General features: G+C 55.1%; 20 protein-coding genes and 1 pseudogene. 13 read left to right on the plus strand and 8 right to left on the minus strand.

Annotation, left to right across the window (positions count from 1 at the left end):
- The first annotated feature begins 55 nt into the window (after window positions 1–55).
- The gene (locus tag FHC51_RS05840; protein ID WP_103824277.1) at window positions 56–1,003 is read left to right on the plus strand and encodes a LacI family DNA-binding transcriptional regulator; all 948 of its coding nucleotides are present in this window, start codon (window positions 56–58) and stop codon (window positions 1,001–1,003) included.
- A 36-nt stretch (window positions 1,004–1,039) separates the two neighbouring features.
- Here FHC51_RS05840 and FHC51_RS05845 read toward each other — a convergent pair whose 3' ends face one another.
- Window positions 1,040–1,336: a YicS family protein gene (locus FHC51_RS05845; RefSeq protein WP_103177671.1), complete on the minus strand. Its 297-nt coding sequence runs from the start codon at window positions 1,334–1,336 to the stop codon at window positions 1,040–1,042.
- Between the two features lie 320 nt (window positions 1,337–1,656).
- Here FHC51_RS05845 and FHC51_RS05850 point away from each other — a divergent pair, with 320 nt between their 5' ends.
- Window positions 1,657–2,076 carry a GNAT family N-acetyltransferase gene (locus FHC51_RS05850; protein WP_103824278.1) on the plus strand — a complete coding sequence of 140 codons (420 nt, stop codon included), beginning with the start codon at window positions 1,657–1,659 and terminating at the stop codon, window positions 2,074–2,076.
- On the opposite strand, the gene FHC51_RS05855 is transcribed toward FHC51_RS05850, so the two are convergent.
- The gene (locus FHC51_RS05855) at window positions 2,073–2,732 is read right to left on the minus strand and encodes a TetR/AcrR family transcriptional regulator (RefSeq protein WP_220435082.1); all 660 of its coding nucleotides are present in this window, start codon (window positions 2,730–2,732) and stop codon (window positions 2,073–2,075) included. The genes FHC51_RS05850 and FHC51_RS05855 overlap by 4 nt on opposite strands.
- A 77-nt stretch (window positions 2,733–2,809) precedes the next feature.
- Here FHC51_RS05855 and FHC51_RS05860 point away from each other — a divergent pair, with 77 nt between their 5' ends.
- The 6 genes from FHC51_RS05860 (at window position 2,810) to FHC51_RS05885 (ending at window position 7,982) form a co-directional block, all read left to right on the plus strand.
- Entirely contained in the window at window positions 2,810–4,309 is a 1,500-nt protein-coding gene (locus tag FHC51_RS05860) for an MDR family MFS transporter (protein ID WP_220435083.1), read from the plus strand.
- A 117-nt stretch (window positions 4,310–4,426) separates the two neighbouring features.
- Entirely contained in the window at window positions 4,427–4,693 is a 267-nt protein-coding gene (locus FHC51_RS05865; RefSeq protein WP_220435084.1) for an antitoxin, read from the plus strand.
- A complete protein-coding gene (locus FHC51_RS05870) occupies window positions 4,690–5,088 on the plus strand; it encodes a type II toxin-antitoxin system VapC family toxin (RefSeq protein ID WP_103824282.1) in 399 nt (132 codons plus the stop codon). The genes FHC51_RS05865 and FHC51_RS05870 overlap by 4 nt, the downstream gene beginning before the upstream one ends.
- Window positions 5,089–5,283: 195 nt before the next feature.
- The gene (gene nlpA / locus FHC51_RS05875; protein WP_220435085.1) at window positions 5,284–6,087 is read left to right on the plus strand and encodes a lipoprotein NlpA; all 804 of its coding nucleotides are present in this window, start codon (window positions 5,284–5,286) and stop codon (window positions 6,085–6,087) included.
- Window positions 6,088–6,214: 127 nt separating this feature from the next.
- On the plus strand, window positions 6,215–6,994 hold the full coding sequence (locus tag FHC51_RS05880) for an MBL fold metallo-hydrolase (protein ID WP_220435086.1): 780 nt from the start codon (window positions 6,215–6,217) through the stop codon (window positions 6,992–6,994).
- 25 nt (window positions 6,995–7,019) lie between these two features.
- Window positions 7,020–7,982, plus strand: a complete 963-nt coding sequence (locus FHC51_RS05885) for a GlxA family transcriptional regulator (RefSeq protein ID WP_220435087.1) — start codon at window positions 7,020–7,022, stop codon at window positions 7,980–7,982.
- 19 nt (window positions 7,983–8,001) lie between these two features.
- Here the strand turns inward: FHC51_RS05885 and FHC51_RS05890 are convergent, their stop codons facing one another.
- The 4 genes from FHC51_RS05890 to FHC51_RS05905 form a co-directional block, all read right to left on the minus strand.
- Window positions 8,002–9,090 carry an AAA family ATPase gene (locus FHC51_RS05890; RefSeq protein WP_220435088.1) on the minus strand — a complete coding sequence of 363 codons (1,089 nt, stop codon included), beginning with the start codon at window positions 9,088–9,090 and terminating at the stop codon, window positions 8,002–8,004.
- A 144-nt stretch (window positions 9,091–9,234) separates the two neighbouring features.
- Window positions 9,235–10,194, minus strand: a complete 960-nt coding sequence (locus FHC51_RS05895) for a DUF523 and DUF1722 domain-containing protein (RefSeq protein ID WP_220435089.1) — start codon at window positions 10,192–10,194, stop codon at window positions 9,235–9,237.
- A 102-nt stretch (window positions 10,195–10,296) separates the two neighbouring features.
- Window positions 10,297–10,707: a hydroxyisourate hydrolase gene (uraH, locus tag FHC51_RS05900; RefSeq protein ID WP_220435090.1), complete on the minus strand. Its 411-nt coding sequence runs from the start codon at window positions 10,705–10,707 to the stop codon at window positions 10,297–10,299.
- A gap of 96 nt (window positions 10,708–10,803) precedes the next feature.
- The gene (locus FHC51_RS05905; protein WP_220435091.1) at window positions 10,804–11,532 is read right to left on the minus strand and encodes a MerR family transcriptional regulator; all 729 of its coding nucleotides are present in this window, start codon (window positions 11,530–11,532) and stop codon (window positions 10,804–10,806) included.
- Between the two features lie 117 nt (window positions 11,533–11,649).
- Here FHC51_RS05905 and FHC51_RS05910 point away from each other — a divergent pair, with 117 nt between their 5' ends.
- From FHC51_RS05910 to FHC51_RS05920, 3 genes are all read left to right on the plus strand, one after another.
- Window positions 11,650–12,174, plus strand: a complete 525-nt coding sequence (locus FHC51_RS05910; RefSeq protein ID WP_103177683.1) for a lipocalin family protein — start codon at window positions 11,650–11,652, stop codon at window positions 12,172–12,174.
- Between the two features lie 48 nt (window positions 12,175–12,222).
- Window positions 12,223–12,453 carry a class I SAM-dependent methyltransferase gene (locus FHC51_RS05915; protein WP_220435092.1) on the plus strand — a complete coding sequence of 77 codons (231 nt, stop codon included), beginning with the start codon at window positions 12,223–12,225 and terminating at the stop codon, window positions 12,451–12,453.
- Between the two features lie 161 nt (window positions 12,454–12,614).
- The gene (locus FHC51_RS05920) at window positions 12,615–13,157 is read left to right on the plus strand and encodes a hypothetical protein (protein WP_220435093.1); all 543 of its coding nucleotides are present in this window, start codon (window positions 12,615–12,617) and stop codon (window positions 13,155–13,157) included.
- A 208-nt stretch (window positions 13,158–13,365) separates the two neighbouring features.
- On the opposite strand, the pseudogene FHC51_RS05925 reads toward FHC51_RS05920, so the two are convergent.
- Window positions 13,366–13,577: pseudogene (locus tag FHC51_RS05925) on the minus strand (transcriptional regulator).
- 117 nt (window positions 13,578–13,694) lie between these two features.
- Between FHC51_RS05925 and FHC51_RS05930 the strand changes: the two are divergent.
- Window positions 13,695–14,132 (plus strand): acetyltransferase, encoded by a 438-nt coding sequence (locus FHC51_RS05930; protein ID WP_220435094.1) that lies wholly within the window; start codon window positions 13,695–13,697, stop codon window positions 14,130–14,132.
- Between the two features lie 64 nt (window positions 14,133–14,196).
- Here the strand turns inward: FHC51_RS05930 and FHC51_RS05935 are convergent, their stop codons facing one another.
- The gene (locus FHC51_RS05935; RefSeq protein ID WP_220435095.1) at window positions 14,197–14,484 is read right to left on the minus strand and encodes a SymE family type I addiction module toxin; all 288 of its coding nucleotides are present in this window, start codon (window positions 14,482–14,484) and stop codon (window positions 14,197–14,199) included.
- A 128-nt stretch (window positions 14,485–14,612) separates the two neighbouring features.
- On the opposite strand from FHC51_RS05935, the gene FHC51_RS05940 reads away from it, so the two are divergent.
- The gene (locus tag FHC51_RS05940) at window positions 14,613–14,780 is read left to right on the plus strand and encodes a YlcI/YnfO family protein (protein WP_220436655.1); all 168 of its coding nucleotides are present in this window, start codon (window positions 14,613–14,615) and stop codon (window positions 14,778–14,780) included.
- Window positions 14,781–14,817: the final 37 nt, after the last annotated feature.

Genomic DNA, 14,817 nt, shown 5'->3' on the forward strand with positions numbered 1-14,817 from the left:
GCCGAAGTGGAATCAGGAATTACAGGGGCCTGGAGAGACCTGTCAGGGGATAAAGATGTCTACAATCAACGATGTATCACGTCTGGCCGGGGTGTCCAAAGCCACGGTATCACGGGTGTTGAGCGGGTCGCGCGGCGTGAAGGAAGCCAGCCGTCAGGCCGTACTGAAAGCAGTTGAAGAGCTGAACTACCGGCCAAACGTGATTGCCCAATCGCTGCTGAGCCAGACAACCGGTTGTATCGGCGTCATTTGTGCGCAGGACAACATTAACCAGACTACGGGTTACCTTTACGCGCTGGAAAAACACCTCAGCCAGCACCAGAAGCACCTGCTGCTTCGCTTCGCCAATACCAAAGCCGAAGTCATGAGCGCGCTGGATGAACTCTCCTGCGGGCTATGCGATGACATTCTGATTATTGGCGCCCGTTTCCCGTTGCAGATCGATCAGGAGAACGTCATCCTGGTGGATTGCATGGAAACCAATAACGTCAATAGTATCCAGTATGACCACGCTTTTGCCGCGGAAACCGCCTGTAATTTCCTCGCCAGCCAGGGGCGACGCCAGATTGCCCTGATCCACCCGTACGGCAGTGGTTTTGCCGATCAGGTGCTGCTGGGCTACAAGCATGGGCTGGAAAAGAACTTCCTGCCGTTTAATCGCAACCTGGTCTTTATGGAAGCCACCTCATCCTCCGTGGCCCTGCAGGAGCTGCTCAACAACGCCTCCACGCTCAATTTCAACGCCTTGCTGGTGGCCGATGAGCAGGAAGCGCAGCGGGTGATCCCCCAGCTCCAGGCATTCAACCGATCGGTGCCGGGCGACATCATGGTCTTCAGTCTGGCGGGTTCACTGCATCTGCCGGGCATTCCAACCATTCCGGCGATTGAGTACTCAATGGATGCTATGGCTGCACGGATCGTCAGCTGGCTGAATGAGAAGACCCAGATGCTGGGTTCGTATGTGTTGCGCGGGGATTTAATTATTCCGGATGTGCGTCGCTAAAATATTAAGGGGGCTATATGGCCCCTTTATGCGTAATCAGTAATCCTCCATGCAGTCCACCTGACTGACAGCATCCCAGTAACCTTCCTGGTTGTTCCGCTCCATCGCCACCACCGCGTTTTTGACCAGCATCTGATTGGCCTCAGACGCCATGATCATCGCCTGCCACTCTTTATCGGTTTGCTTGCGTTGTGGGGCACAGGCTTTCTTCACATCCTTTAAAACCGCCTGTTTCATCTGCTCTAACTTTGCCGGATCGTTCATTTCCTGAGCATGAACGAAGGCGGCGAAAAGCAGGCAGACGATGAGGCAAAACAGGTGCGCTGACTTCATGGAAACCTCCGAAAAAAACACACACGTTTATGAAATATATCGTTACATCCGCCTTTTCGACCCAAGCCGAAAGTATTAATTTTGCCAATAGTTGCGCAGGGGTACGACTAAGCGTAGCCGCAGAATTTGCCGGAGAGGGAAGCGCAGAAAAAAATTGTGTGACGGCTGGCTGGTGACAAGTAATAAAGGGTGATACGACTCGCAAAGGTACTTTTCCGTTGATTGCACTTACATTTTTAACCCGCACGGAGCCAGAATTTGGCGTTTGTATCCCGGGCGGAGTATGCGATAGTCGATCTGCAACGTAACGGGGGATTGATATGCAACTGAGTATTACCGACACCATTACCGAACACGAACAGGAAGAGTTACTCCAGCTACTGCGGATCTATAACAGCCAGTTTATTGATTTTTCCCGCGTGGGGAGCGATCTCGCCGTCTATGCCCGCGATGACAGCGGCAACATGCGCGGCGGACTCATCGGCAACCGCCAGGGCGAGTGGCTGAACATCAAGTACCTGTGGGTATCCGATGAATTGCGTGGTAGCGGGCTTGGCAGCCAGCTGATGCAAGCCGCCGAAGCCGAGGCCCGGAAGCAGGGGTGCCGGCATGCGCTGGTGGACACTTTCAGTTTCCAGGCGCGTCCGTTTTATGAAAAGCAGGGCTATAAGCTGGAAATGACGCTCAACGATTTCCCCTATCCGGGAATACAACGACACTACCTGTCTAAGGCGCTTTAAGCGCCAATACCGCCGCCCATCACCGCCAGAGCATGGCGCACAATACGTTCCGGCGAGAGGGCGCTTAACCTCTCGTCATTGCGCATACGCGAAAAGGGCACCAGCACCAGACTCAACAGGGTGGTGAATAAAAGCTCCGGCGCCAGATCGCGGTTCAGTTTACCTTCCTGCTGCCAGCGGGCGACGGTATCCAGCGTCCCCTGATATTTCTCATCGCCAAAGCGGGCCTGCAGATGCGCACGCAGCACCGGCATTTCACCGATCACCTCCTGCATCCATAGCGGCGCGAACCAGTGATGCTCTCCGGCCAGTTCGGCCAGCTTTTCCACCATCAACGTCAGGGCGGTGACCGGATCGTCCGGGTGAGCGCTGAAAAGCGTCGCGATGGCGCTGCGAAGCGGTAGAAAACGCTCCTCGATCATCTCATCAAGCAGCTGCTCCCGGGAGTTGAAGTAGTAGTGCAGCATCGCTGGCGTCACGCCTGCTTCTTTGGCAATGGCGTTAAGGGAGGTCCGGGCAATCCCCTGGCGCGCAAAGAGATCGAGGGCGATATCCAGCAGCTGCTCCCGGCTGGTGGCGGTGGGTTTGCTTCCGCGTGGGCGTCCGGGGCGGCGAGCCTGTGGCGTAGGGTCGGAATTATCTTTATGTGCTGACATGCGCGGGGGATCCCTTGACCTGATTCATAACTTAGATAAATATTAATTATACGATTAATTAATTTCAAGCGGTGTTTATGGTCTCCGATTCAACAACGCAAACCAAAAACGCGCCCCCGGTGCGGCTGCTCTTCAGCGCGCTCCTGCTGGTGATGCTGCTCTCGGCTCTCGATCAGACCATTGTCTCCACGGCGCTGCCCACCATTGTGGGCGAGCTGGGCGGCCTGGATAAACTCTCCTGGGTCGTGACGGCCTATATCCTGAGCTCCACGATTGTGGTGCCGCTGTACGGTAAGTTTGGCGATCTTTTTGGCCGCAAAATCGTGCTGCAAATTGCGATTATCCTGTTTCTGGTGGGCTCCGCCCTGTGCGGGCTGGCGCAGAACATGACCCAGCTGGTGCTGATGCGCGCCCTGCAAGGGCTGGGCGGCGGGGGGCTGATGGTGATCAGCATGGCGGCGGTGGCGGACGTTATTCCCCCCGCGGAGCGTGGTCGCTATCAGGGCTTATTCGGCGGGGTCTTTGGTCTCGCGACGGTGATTGGTCCGCTGGTCGGTGGTTTTCTGGTGCAGCACGCCTCCTGGCGCTGGATTTTCTACATCAACCTGCCGCTGGGGCTGTTTGCCCTGCTGGTGATTGGCGCGGTCTTCCGCGGCAGCGCGAAGCGCAACAAACATGAGATCGACTATCTGGGGGCGATTTACCTCAGCATGGCGCTGCTGTGCATCATCCTGTTTACCAGCGAAGGGGGCACGGTACGCGAGTGGAGCGACCCGCAGCTGTGGTGCATTCTGGCCTTTGGCCTGACGGGTATCGCCGGGTTTATCTACGAGGAGCGTCTGGCGTGGGAGCCGATTATTCCCCTGTCGCTCTTCCGGGATCGCAGCTTTCTGCTGTGTAGTCTGATTGGCTTTATTATCGGCATGTCGCTGTTTGGCTCGGTGACTTTCCTGCCGCTCTATCTGCAGATTTTCAAAGAGGCCACGCCGACCCAGGCCGGGTTGCAGCTGATCCCGCTGATGGGCGGACTGCTACTGACCTCGATTATTAGCGGTCGCATTATCAGCCGCACCGGGAAATATCGCCTGTTTCCGATCCTCGGCACCCTGCTGGGTGTGGTCGGCATGGCCCTGCTCACGCGGATCACCATCGAATCACCGGTCTGGCAGCTTTATCTGTTTACCGGCGTACTGGGGGCGGGGCTGGGTCTGGTGATGCAGGTGCTGGTGCTGGCAGTACAGAACAGCGTCTCATCCAGCCAGTACGGTGTGGCCACTTCGGGCGTGACCCTGTTCCGCTCCATCGGCGGGGCCATTGGCGTGGCGCTGTTTGGCGCGGTCTTCACCCACGTATTGCAGTCGGGCCTGATGGCGCGGATCCCCGAGGGGACCGAACTGCCGCGGGAGATGAACCCCACCGCCATTCATCATCTGCCGGATGCCCTGCGCCTGGACTACCTGGACGCCTTTGGTTCGGCCATTCATGCGGTGTTTTTGATGGCTGCCGGGATCATGGTGCTGGCCTTTGTGCTGTCGTGGTTTTTGCGCGAGGCGCCGCTGCGCAAGCGGGAGGCGTAAGGTTAGTGGGTCTGCTATTTGTTGCGAGTCGCTTTCCGAATTTTGACGCTCTGACTTGTCATTCCCGACGGTGCTGGCGCATGCTTTGGCCTGGTCAATAAACCAGCAGAGGTTGCGATGGAACGTAAAGCAAAACTGTTCAAAAAAGGGCAAAACCAGGTGGTTTTACTGCCTGCTGAGTTCGCGTTTGATGCGGAGAGTGTCTGGATCCGGCGGGATGAAGAGGGGAATGTGGTTTTGGCTGCAAAACCTGCCAAGGAAAAAAGCTGGGATGAATTTTTCAGGATGTTGGAAAACACCACCGTACCGGATTCATTTTTAAGTCCGGAGGAAAGAAATCAGAGTATTACAAAGAGGGATCCTTTGGATGGAGTTCAGGTATGAAACATATGCTGGATACGAATATTGTGAGCCATTTATTTAAAAGGCATCCCGGTGTTGTAAATAGAATGACTAACCTGAAGCCAGCGGACGTATGTATCTCAAGTATCACAGAAGCGGAGCTGCTTTATGGGGCGGATAAAAAACAAAGCACCAGGTTAAAAGAGACCATAAAGACGTTTCTGAGCACTATCACTATCTATGACTGGGACAGTGACGCCGCAGCCGCTTACGGCAAACTCCGTGCTGAGATGGAAACTCGAGGTAAAGTGATGGCAGATCTTGATCAGTTGATCGCAGCCCATGCCATCAGCCGGGGCACAACGATTGTGACTAACGATCATGCTTTCGGAATGGTACAGGAGTTGACTATCGAGGACTGGACTACAGCGGCGTGAGCCCCAACGCCCGGTGGCGCTACGCTTACCAGGCCTATGACAGTTCTCCGTCTCTTCACGTAGGCCGGGCAAGCGCAGCGCAGCCCGGCAAAACCTGCATATAACTTATCCTTCTTATTGATGCCATTTCGTTTTTTAACCTGCCGCTGGGTTGCCGATATAGTCGATAAAACAGTTATCAAAAGGATATGACCGGTGAAACTTCGATTGGGTGCGCTTCTTCTTGCTGGCCTGCTGCTGGCGGGCTGTGACCAAAGCGGCAGCGATGCTAAACACATTAAAGTCGGCGTGATCAACGGCGCCGAGCAGGACGTGGCGGAAGTCGCCAAAAAAGTGGCGAAAGAGAAGTTCGGCCTCGACGTTGAGCTGGTGGGCTTTAGCGGCTCGCTGCTGCCAAACGATGCCACTGACCACGGTGAGCTGGACGCCAACGTCTTCCAGCATCGCCCATTCCTGGCGGAAGACAACAAAGCGCACGGCTACAAGCTGGTGGCGGTGGGCAACACCTTTGTCTTCCCGATGGCGGGTTATTCCCGCAAGATCAAATCGGTCTCTGAACTCAAAGATGGCGCAACCATCGCCATCCCGAACGACCCCACCAACCTGGGCCGTGCGCTGTTGCTGCTGCAAAACGAAAAGCTGATTACCCTGAAACCGGACGTCGGTTTGCTGCCGACAGCGCTGGATATCACCGCCAACCCAAAAAACCTGAAAATCATGGAGCTGGAGGGGGCGCAACTGCCGCGCGTGCTGGACGATCCGAAAGTGGATGTGGCGATTATCAGCACCACCTATCTCCAGCAAACCGGGCTGTCGCCGGTGCATGACAGCGTCTTTATCGAAGATAAAAACTCGCCTTACGTGAACATTGTGGTCACGCGAGAAGATAATAAAGATGCGCAGAAGGTGAAGGAGTTTATCCAGGCCTACCAGTCACCAGAGGTCGCGAAGGCGGCAGAGACCATCTTTAACGGCGGGGCAGTGCCGGGCTGGGAATAAAACTTCATGCCGCTCACTGCGGCATGAAAATAAGTTGGCCCAATCCCATCGTTGAATGCCCTTTAGCCCACATTCTGCCGCTCCTCCTCCGACTATCCTTTCTGCAATACAGACCGGAGGAGAGCTCATGAACATCACCCACATTCGTAACGCGACACAGCTTATCACCTATGCCGGAAAGCGCTTTCTGGTTGACCCGATGCTGGCACCTAAAGGGACTTACCCCGGCTTTCCGGGCACTGCCCGGGAGGCGATCCGCAACCCGATGGTGGAACTGCCCTGTGCGATTGAAACCCTGCTGGATGTCGATGCCGTTATCGTAACCCATACCCACCCCGATCACTGGGATCAGTACGCTATCGAGCGGATCGCCAAAGACAAACCGATCTTCGTGCAGAACGAAGATGACGCGCAGCTTCTGCGCAGCCAGGGCTTCACCCAACTTAACGTGCTGACGGACAACAGCCCGTTTGGCGATATCCAGCTAAGTAAAACCGACGGCGGCCAGCATGGTACCGATCGTGCCTATGCGGTGCCGGAGCTGGCGGAGCGGCTGGGCGAAGCCTGCGGCGTGGTGTTTCGTCATCCTGACGAAAAGACGCTCTGCATTGTTGGGGATACGATCTGGCGCGAGGCGGTAGCAACCGACCTGCAAAAACATCAGCCCGATGTGGTGATCATCAACGCCGGTTATGCCCACGTGATCGGGTTTGGGCCGATCATCATGGGCCAGGAGGATGTGCTGAATATCCACTTCCTGCTACCGCAGGCGAAAATTGTGGCGGTCCATATGGAGGCCATCAACCACTGCCTGCTGACCCGCAGCGCGTTGCGTCAGTATGCAGAGGATAATCAGGTCAGCGACGTGCTAAGCATTCCTCAGGATGGTGAATCCGTTATATTCTGAGGCAATCAGGGGAAAGGAGAGATCAATGCCGCTTACTCACGTTGCCATTGTCGCCGTGGACGGGTTTAGCCCGTTCCACTACTCCGTTCCCTGCATTCTGTTTGGCGATACCGTTTCCGGTAAAAAGCGTTTTAATTTGACGATCTGCGCCGAAAAGCCCGGACTCCTGACCTCCCCCGACGGCTTCGCGCTTAACGCAACGCAGGATTATTCTGCTATCGGGCAGGCCGATATCGTGGTGGTACCTTACTGGCAACACGTTCTGGCGCGTCCCCCACAGGCGCTGCTCGACAGCCTGGTGCAGGCCAAAGACCGCGGGGCGGAGATCGTCGGGTTGTGCCTGGGGTCATTTGTTCTCGGCTATGCCGGCATTCTCGACGGCAAACGCGCGGCAACGCACTGGGAATTCGAACGCCAGTTTCAGACGCTTTTCCCGAACGTGCAGCTCGATATCAACGCGCTGTACGTTGATGACGACCGCATCATCACCTCTGCCGGTACCGCCGCCGCGCTGGACTGCTGCCTGTACATTATCCGTCAGCGCTTTGGCAGCGAGGTCGCCAACCAGATTGCCCGGCGGATGATCGTGCCGCCGCACCGCGAGGGCGGGCAGGCGCAGTTTATCGCCCAGCCGGTGCCAGAAACCACCCGCGATGCGCGGATCAACAACCTGATCGACTATCTCCAGCGTAACATCAGCCAGCCGCTCAACCTGGATGCGCTGGCAGAGAGCGTGGCGATGAGTCGCCGCACCCTGACCCGCCATTTTATGAAAGCCACCGGGATGAGTGTGGCCTCGTGGATCACCGCCGAACGCCTGCGGCGTAGCCAACTGTTGCTGGAGAGCAGCAATCTGCCGATCGAGGCGGTGGCAGAGCAGGTGGGCTATCTCTCAGCCGTGACCTGGCGTCAGCAGTTTAAGGCCCGCTTTGGCGTCAGCCCGGCGGAGTGGCGCAAAACCTTCCGCACGCAGACCCAGGCCGGGTAAGCGTAGCGCCACCCGGTATTTACCCCAGCCGCGCCATTCTCGTCTCGCCTTCCACCATCGACAGCTGATACAGCGAAAACGATCGATGCTTCTCAATCAGGTTCGCCAGCTCCGGCGAGTGGCTGGTGAGCCAGATCTGCGAATAGCGGCTGGCCTCAGCAATCAGGCTCGCCAGGGCAGGCAGCATCTGCGGATGCAGGCTGTTTTCCGGTTCGTTGAGGGCGATAAAGGCGGGCGGGCGCGGGCTGAGCAGGGCCACCGCCAGACAGAGAAAACGCAGCGTGCCGTCGGAAAACTCTCCGGGCTCCAGCGGCCGGCTTAAGCCTTCGCGCTGCATCATCATCCGGAAACGTCCGCCCGTATTGTCGCTGTAAAAGACGCAGCCGGGGAAAGCCTGGTCGAGAATACGCATCAGCAGCATCTCGTCGCCAATCTCGACGATGGTCTGAAACGCGGCCGCCAGGTTTGCGCCGTCGCTGGCCAGCACTGGGGAGCGGAACCCCACCTGCGGAGCGCGCATCGCCGAACCGGATGAAACAGAAAACTCATGATAAAAACGCCAGTTACGCAGGGATTCGCGCATCTGCGACACCTCGGGGTAGAGGTGCGGCTCGCCGAGCTGGCCGAAGACCGATTCGTTCTCATACAGGGTGCCGCTGTGAGTCACCTTCTCGTGGTGAACGTTATTCAGAAACACGGTCTGGTTTTTGCGCTGCATCAGGCGTGCGGAGGGGCGCCGCTGGTGGCCGCTCAGCCAGATGGACTCCTCTTTGATGACCGGATCGAGCTGAAACTGCGAGGGATAAGGCAGCTTTTCGACAAAACCCACCTGCAGTTCATACTCGTAGGTTTCGGTTTCCACCGCCAGATTCATCCGCCGCAGCTGATCGCTGCGGGTTTTGCCTGCCCAGAACACCTTCAGAATGCCGCCTTCATTCGCCAGCGCCTGGGAAAACTGCCCCTGCGCCGCGCTGTGCATCAGGTGGATGGCTTTATAGATATTCGATTTTCCGCTGCCGTTCGGGCCGAAAACGATATTGAGCTGCTCCAGATCCAGCGACATGTCGCGAATTGAGCGGTAGTTTTGAATGTGCAGGGTGTTGATCATGGGCGGACCCTTTTGCGGCTTAAGCCTGTATAAAGCTACAGTATTTTAAGCAAACTGCAAAAAAAAGACGACAGTGAGGGTGTCGTCTAAACGGGGTACTGCTTTGGGCCTCTGTGGGTCAATGGGGCCTTCGCATTGTGAATTTCAGGCTACAGCGAGACGCAGACCTAAATCATCCGGGTAGGGATCAAAGTAGTTTTGCGTCATCAGATACTGGTCAGGATATTCCGCCAGATAGTGCTTCAGCAGCGTGAGCGGGGCGAGAATAGGCAGTAATCCGTCACGGTAATGCAGGATCACGTCGCGCAGTTCGCCGCGCTGGCGGCTGTTAAGCTGGTTACGGAAATAGCCCTGAATATGCATCAGGACGTTGGTGTGGTTTTTCCGCGAGGCGGGTTTTTTGAGGATCGTCATCAGCTTTTCGCGGTACGCCTCGAAGAAAGCATTCAGATCTTCCCACTCGTGCAGCGAAGCGACGAACGGGCCAATCTCCCGGTAGCCTGCCTGGTGATGGGCCAGCAGCTGGAGTTTGTAACGACTGTGGAAGTCCAGCAGCGCGCGGCGCGTCAGGCCATTGGCGCGTAGGGTGTTCAGTTCGTGAAGGGCAAAGACGCGCTCAACAAAATTCTCCCGCAGTACCGGATCGTGCAGGCGTCCATCTTCCTCCACCGGTAGCCACGGCCAGGTTTCAAGGAGCGCAGCGGTGAACAGCCCGACACCCTCCTTGCGGCCCCGGTTTCCGTTTTCATCATAAAGCCGCACGCGTTCCATGCCGCAGCTGGGTGATTTTGCACAGACGATAAAGCCAGCGAGATCGCCGATTTTAGGCAGATAACCCGCCGCAAAATCGGCCATCTTCTGCGTAACGTTTTCGTGAGGCGCTTTGCTGAACCGCATCTGCGTCTCACCGCTGTCGGTCAGGACCAGACGCAGCGCCGGACGAGGCGTCGGCAGACCAATAGCCATTTCCGGACAGACGGGCCTGAAGTTGACCCACTGGGCCAGCTCATCCATGACAAAGCCCATACGCTTATGCCCGCCGTCGAAGCGAACGGCGGAACCGGTTAAACATCCGCTAATACCCAGCACAGGTTTTGTTGTCATGGTGTGTACCTCCAGAGCCTATATCTAAAAGTTACACAACTTGACTATTTTGTCCAAGTATTGGCGAAACTATTTTTTAATATGTATAAATATCAATAGCTTTTAGCTGCCCTTATAGGTTGAGTAACCGTACTGGCTGAGCAGCAGAGGGATGTGCAGCTTCTCGTTGGTGCGGGTCACGGTAAACAGCACCGGGATCTCCGGGAAGAACGACTGCAGCTTATTCCCCTGGAAGTACTCGGCGGTTTTAAACGTCACTTTATAGACGCCAGGCTGCATATCCTGATCCTCGGGATAGAGCGACTTGATGCGGCCATCCTGGTCGGTTTTGCCGCTGGCAACAGGGGTCCATTTGTCCTGCTGCTGTTTTTCCAGCGTGACGCTGACGCCCGGCGGTGGCGTACCGGTTTGCTGGTCAAGAATATGCACGCTCAGCGTACCGACAGGGGCGCTAAAGGCGACAGGAGCAAAGGCCATAGAGGCCAGGATCAGCAGAGGGGCACTTTTTTTCATTGGGTTTTCCTGTGGAGTAGTAAGTCACAGGAAAACGTTAGCATTTGCTGCGCGGGAAAATATTCAACTTTTCGTGACAATTCCCGCAGGAGAAAATCATCGGAGGATAATCACCTCAAGGGAAACCTGCTGCTGCCACTGCTCAACCTGCCTTTTGCGCGCGGCATTGAGCTTACCGCTGGTGACCAACAGCCACTTGCGGTCCGGGAAGATCTCCGGTGCCAGCGCGGCAGGGGGAATGGGCAGGATGGTGATCCGATGACCCTGGCCGGTGCGTGTCAGGGCTTCAAGCCAGATTTCACAGGGGTCGTTCAGGTGCCAGCCGCTGAGCAGAAGGTTGTCGCCCGGCGCTTTCTTGTCGCCCTCAAGGCAAAACGAGGTATAGGCGATGATAATGCCATCGAGGATCTCGCGCAGGGTCATGGCGGCGGGAACGTTCGCCGAGACCTGGCTGCGCAGCGGGCGTAACACCTTCGTGACCAGCTCTGGCCGAGGATACTCGCGGCCGGCATCGTAAATCATCTGGCGCAGGGATTCGATTTTGCCCGCCTGCAGACGGTCCAGCATGTTCTGTTGCAGCGTTTGCCAGTTGTTGGTACGGCTCGGTGCAGGGCGCTCCAGCAGCGGCTTCACCTGGCCAATCGGAACGCCTTTTTTCACCCAGTCGAGGATTTTCAGCGCCTGTTGGACATCCTCTTCGCTGTACAGGCGATGGCCACCCTCCGTGCGCTGCGGCTTGAGTAAACCGTAGCGGCGCTGCCACGCCCGCAGGGTGGTGGCGGTGATCCCGCTGAGTCTGGCGAATTCGCCGATGGAGTAAGCCATGTCTGCGTCCGAAGGAAAGGATTAATCTCAATATACTACGAATATTTGCCTGCGGGATGAAGCACCACAGCGGTGCACTACACTTTACATCCAGACGCGCAAATGAAAGGAGTTCTCATGAAACTATGGCCTGTTGTGACCGGTGTCGCCATTGCGCTGACCCTGGTTGCCTGTAAATCCCCTACGCCGCCGAAAGGTGTGCAGCCCATCACCAACTTTGACGCCAGCCGCTATCTCGGCAAGTGGTACGAAGTCGCCCGCCTGGAAAACCGCTTCGAACGCGGTCTGGAGCAGGTTACCGCCACCTACGGCAAGCGCAGCGACGGGCAGATCAGCGTTATCAACCGCGGATACGATCCGGTAAAACGCAAGTGGAACGAGAGCGAGGGCAGAGCCTCTTTCACCGGCGCGCCGACCACCGCCGCGCTGAAGGTTTCGTTCTTCGGCCCGTTCTACGGCGGGTATAACGTCATCAAGCTGGACGATAACTACCAGTACGCGCTGGTCAGCGGCCCGAACCGTGACTACCTGTGGCTCTTGTCGCGCACCCCGACCATTCCGGATGCGGTGAAAGAGGATTATCTCAATACCGCGCGCAGCCTGGGCTTCCGGGTCGATCAGCTGGTATGGGTGAAACAGTAAATATCGTGCTTTCTTCCTGGGGCGGCGTGCGGGCAGACGGACAGCCGGATGGACAGCAACAGCCGCCACTGGTTTATCCACGCTAACGACGCCATAGGCATCCGTTCCCAGGCATTACAGTACGATGTGAAAGCGTGCCTGATCCGCAGCGACAAACAGGTGAATGTGCTGGGGATCTTCGAATATTTCAACGACACCGATGTGGTGGCCTTTTTGCAACATATCCTACGGCTGGTGAAACCCGGAGGAAAGCGTCACGACCCTTGTGCCGAAAGATGAAGTGAAATCAGGAAGTAAGGCTGCCATATTTATCGGGCTACGACAGAGGGATGAAATTGCAGTTTTTATATCCGCTTGATATTGTTTACGGCGCAGCGGGATATATCTGGATCAGAAAATTAATTTTTAATTTATCTAGTGAATAATATAAGGAAATATTAATGGACGATTTGAAGGACCTGATACACGCCCTGAAAAGCAGTATCCCGGAATTAGATCCCGATTCACTTTATGCCTCTGTTCCCACCACCCTTGAGCCTGAAACTGTTCTGGATTGGTTATATGACAACCTCAGCGCGCAACATCTGATGGTATATGAAGAATGGACGGAATATACCGGTTATCTTCCGGCGTTAAAACCACTGGCTAGTGTTTCTCTTCCCGTTGAACCCTCTGAGTATCTTTTTACGTTCATTGAGAAAATTAACTGGTCAGAGGCTGAAATTGAGCCCTGGGATCTTCCCTACATGATGCCTTGGCTCGAACATATCAACCACTACCTGAGCCCACAAGGTATAAGGCTTGTTGATATTTTACCTTTTGAAAATGCCTATATTATCTGTTTGAAGAATGATGACGCATTAATCCAAAATCTCCACGCATGTCTGCAAAAGCTGGGAATGGGCATCAATATGCGGTCGCCAATGAATCAACAACAGGTTCTCACGTACATTGAATCCACTCTTTCAGGAAACGTTCAATAATATAGCGAATTGATTGTCCTATATCTTGCTGGGGCAGGGTGCGATGGATATATGTATAAGGAAAATTACACCGGCTGCAAAAGTATTTAATGGCAAAAATAATGCCATCCGGTCGTACAGAAAGACGGGGTGGATGCGGTGATGGGAGTATCTGTTTAAGCGCGGTCGGTTCCCTCTCCTGTTGGGAGAGGGACAAAACTGGAATTTCCTAAATATGAAACGCCACGCGCTTCCCGGTCGGGAGTTCAACATCCAGGCTCAGTTTACCGCCCATCAACTCAGCGACATGCTTTTGCGACAGCTTCAGCTCTTCTCGCATCATTTGCAGACCCGTTTCCAGGATCATTTCGTCGGACATTTCTTTGATGCGTTTTTGGCTTTCAGGGAACGCGAAGCGATCGCTTCATTCAGGGTTTTCAATCTTTCGTCTCCATCACATGATGTCATCCTTGATAAGTTATTAATTGTATAAGCTACAGCTTATAAATACACCTGCTCAGGCTTGATGTAGATTCGTTTCCCGGCCATGATCGCATTATGAAAATTGAACCCGCAGTTCCCTCACAATTTGAACGACTTGTCGCGATCTGGGAGTCCTCAGTTCGCGCCACTCACCACTTTCTGCAAGAGAGCGATATTGCGGCATTGCGTCCGCTATTGCTCAACGCCTATTTACCGAACTTAAAGGTTGTGATCGCCCGCGATGAAAGCGGCGATATTCATGGCTTTTTGGGCGTGGATGAGAACCGCATTGAAATGCTGTTTGTGGATGATGCGAGCCGGGGGAAGGGCGTCGGCACGCTGCTGCTGAGACACGCTATTGACCATTTCGGTGCTAACGAGGTGGACGTCAACGAGCAGAATCCGCAGGGGGTTGGGTTTTATCAGCATATGGGGTTTGAGCAGGTTGGGCGATCGGAGCGGGACGGGCAGGGTAATCCGTTTCCGTTGTTGCATATGCGGTATGGCGGTTAAGCCTGCACAATGCCGGGTGGCGGCTGCGCCTTACCCGGCCTACAAAATCTGCACGGAGAGAACGTTACGCAGCGGCGAGCGCCCCTTCAATCCCTTTCAGCTTCTGCTGCGCCTGCTTTAACTCAGCGAGCAGTGCCTTCTCATACGGGTTGTGTGCCATCACAACGATGCAGCCATCCATGACTTTTACCGTGACTTTATCTCCGGTATCAAACCCCGCCGCGCGCAGCCATTTGCCGGAAAGGATCAGGTTTGGCGTACTGCGATCGCGACCTTGCGGGCGATATCCCACAATTAATGTACGCTCAGTTCCGGTTGCGGTAGCGTCTGGGGTAGAATGCGAATCAGCCATAATCAACTCCTTGATAGTTGGTGAGGTTAGACGCCCTTCAGTGCTGTAACACTGTTGGGCGTTGCTTGAAATCTTAATCCATGTGGTAGGTAACACATGGTGATAAGATGACCGAAACGGTACCTACCATGCAAGAGAAAAAGAAGCCAAATTTTGACCGCTCTAAAAGTACGATGAAGAACATCCGGTTTGAGGATGAGCTTTTGGAAAAAATTGAGAAAGCAGCGGGGAAAGGGAATTTTAGTAAGTGGGTGAAGGACGCATGCATTTTAAAATTGAACACGGATATTAAATAATATTAATAATATATAGTAAGTGTGATTGATTTTACTG

It is taken from the genome of Leclercia sp. EC_58 (genome assembly GCF_019584355.1).
GTDB lineage: Bacteria > Pseudomonadota > Gammaproteobacteria > Enterobacterales > Enterobacteriaceae > Enterobacter.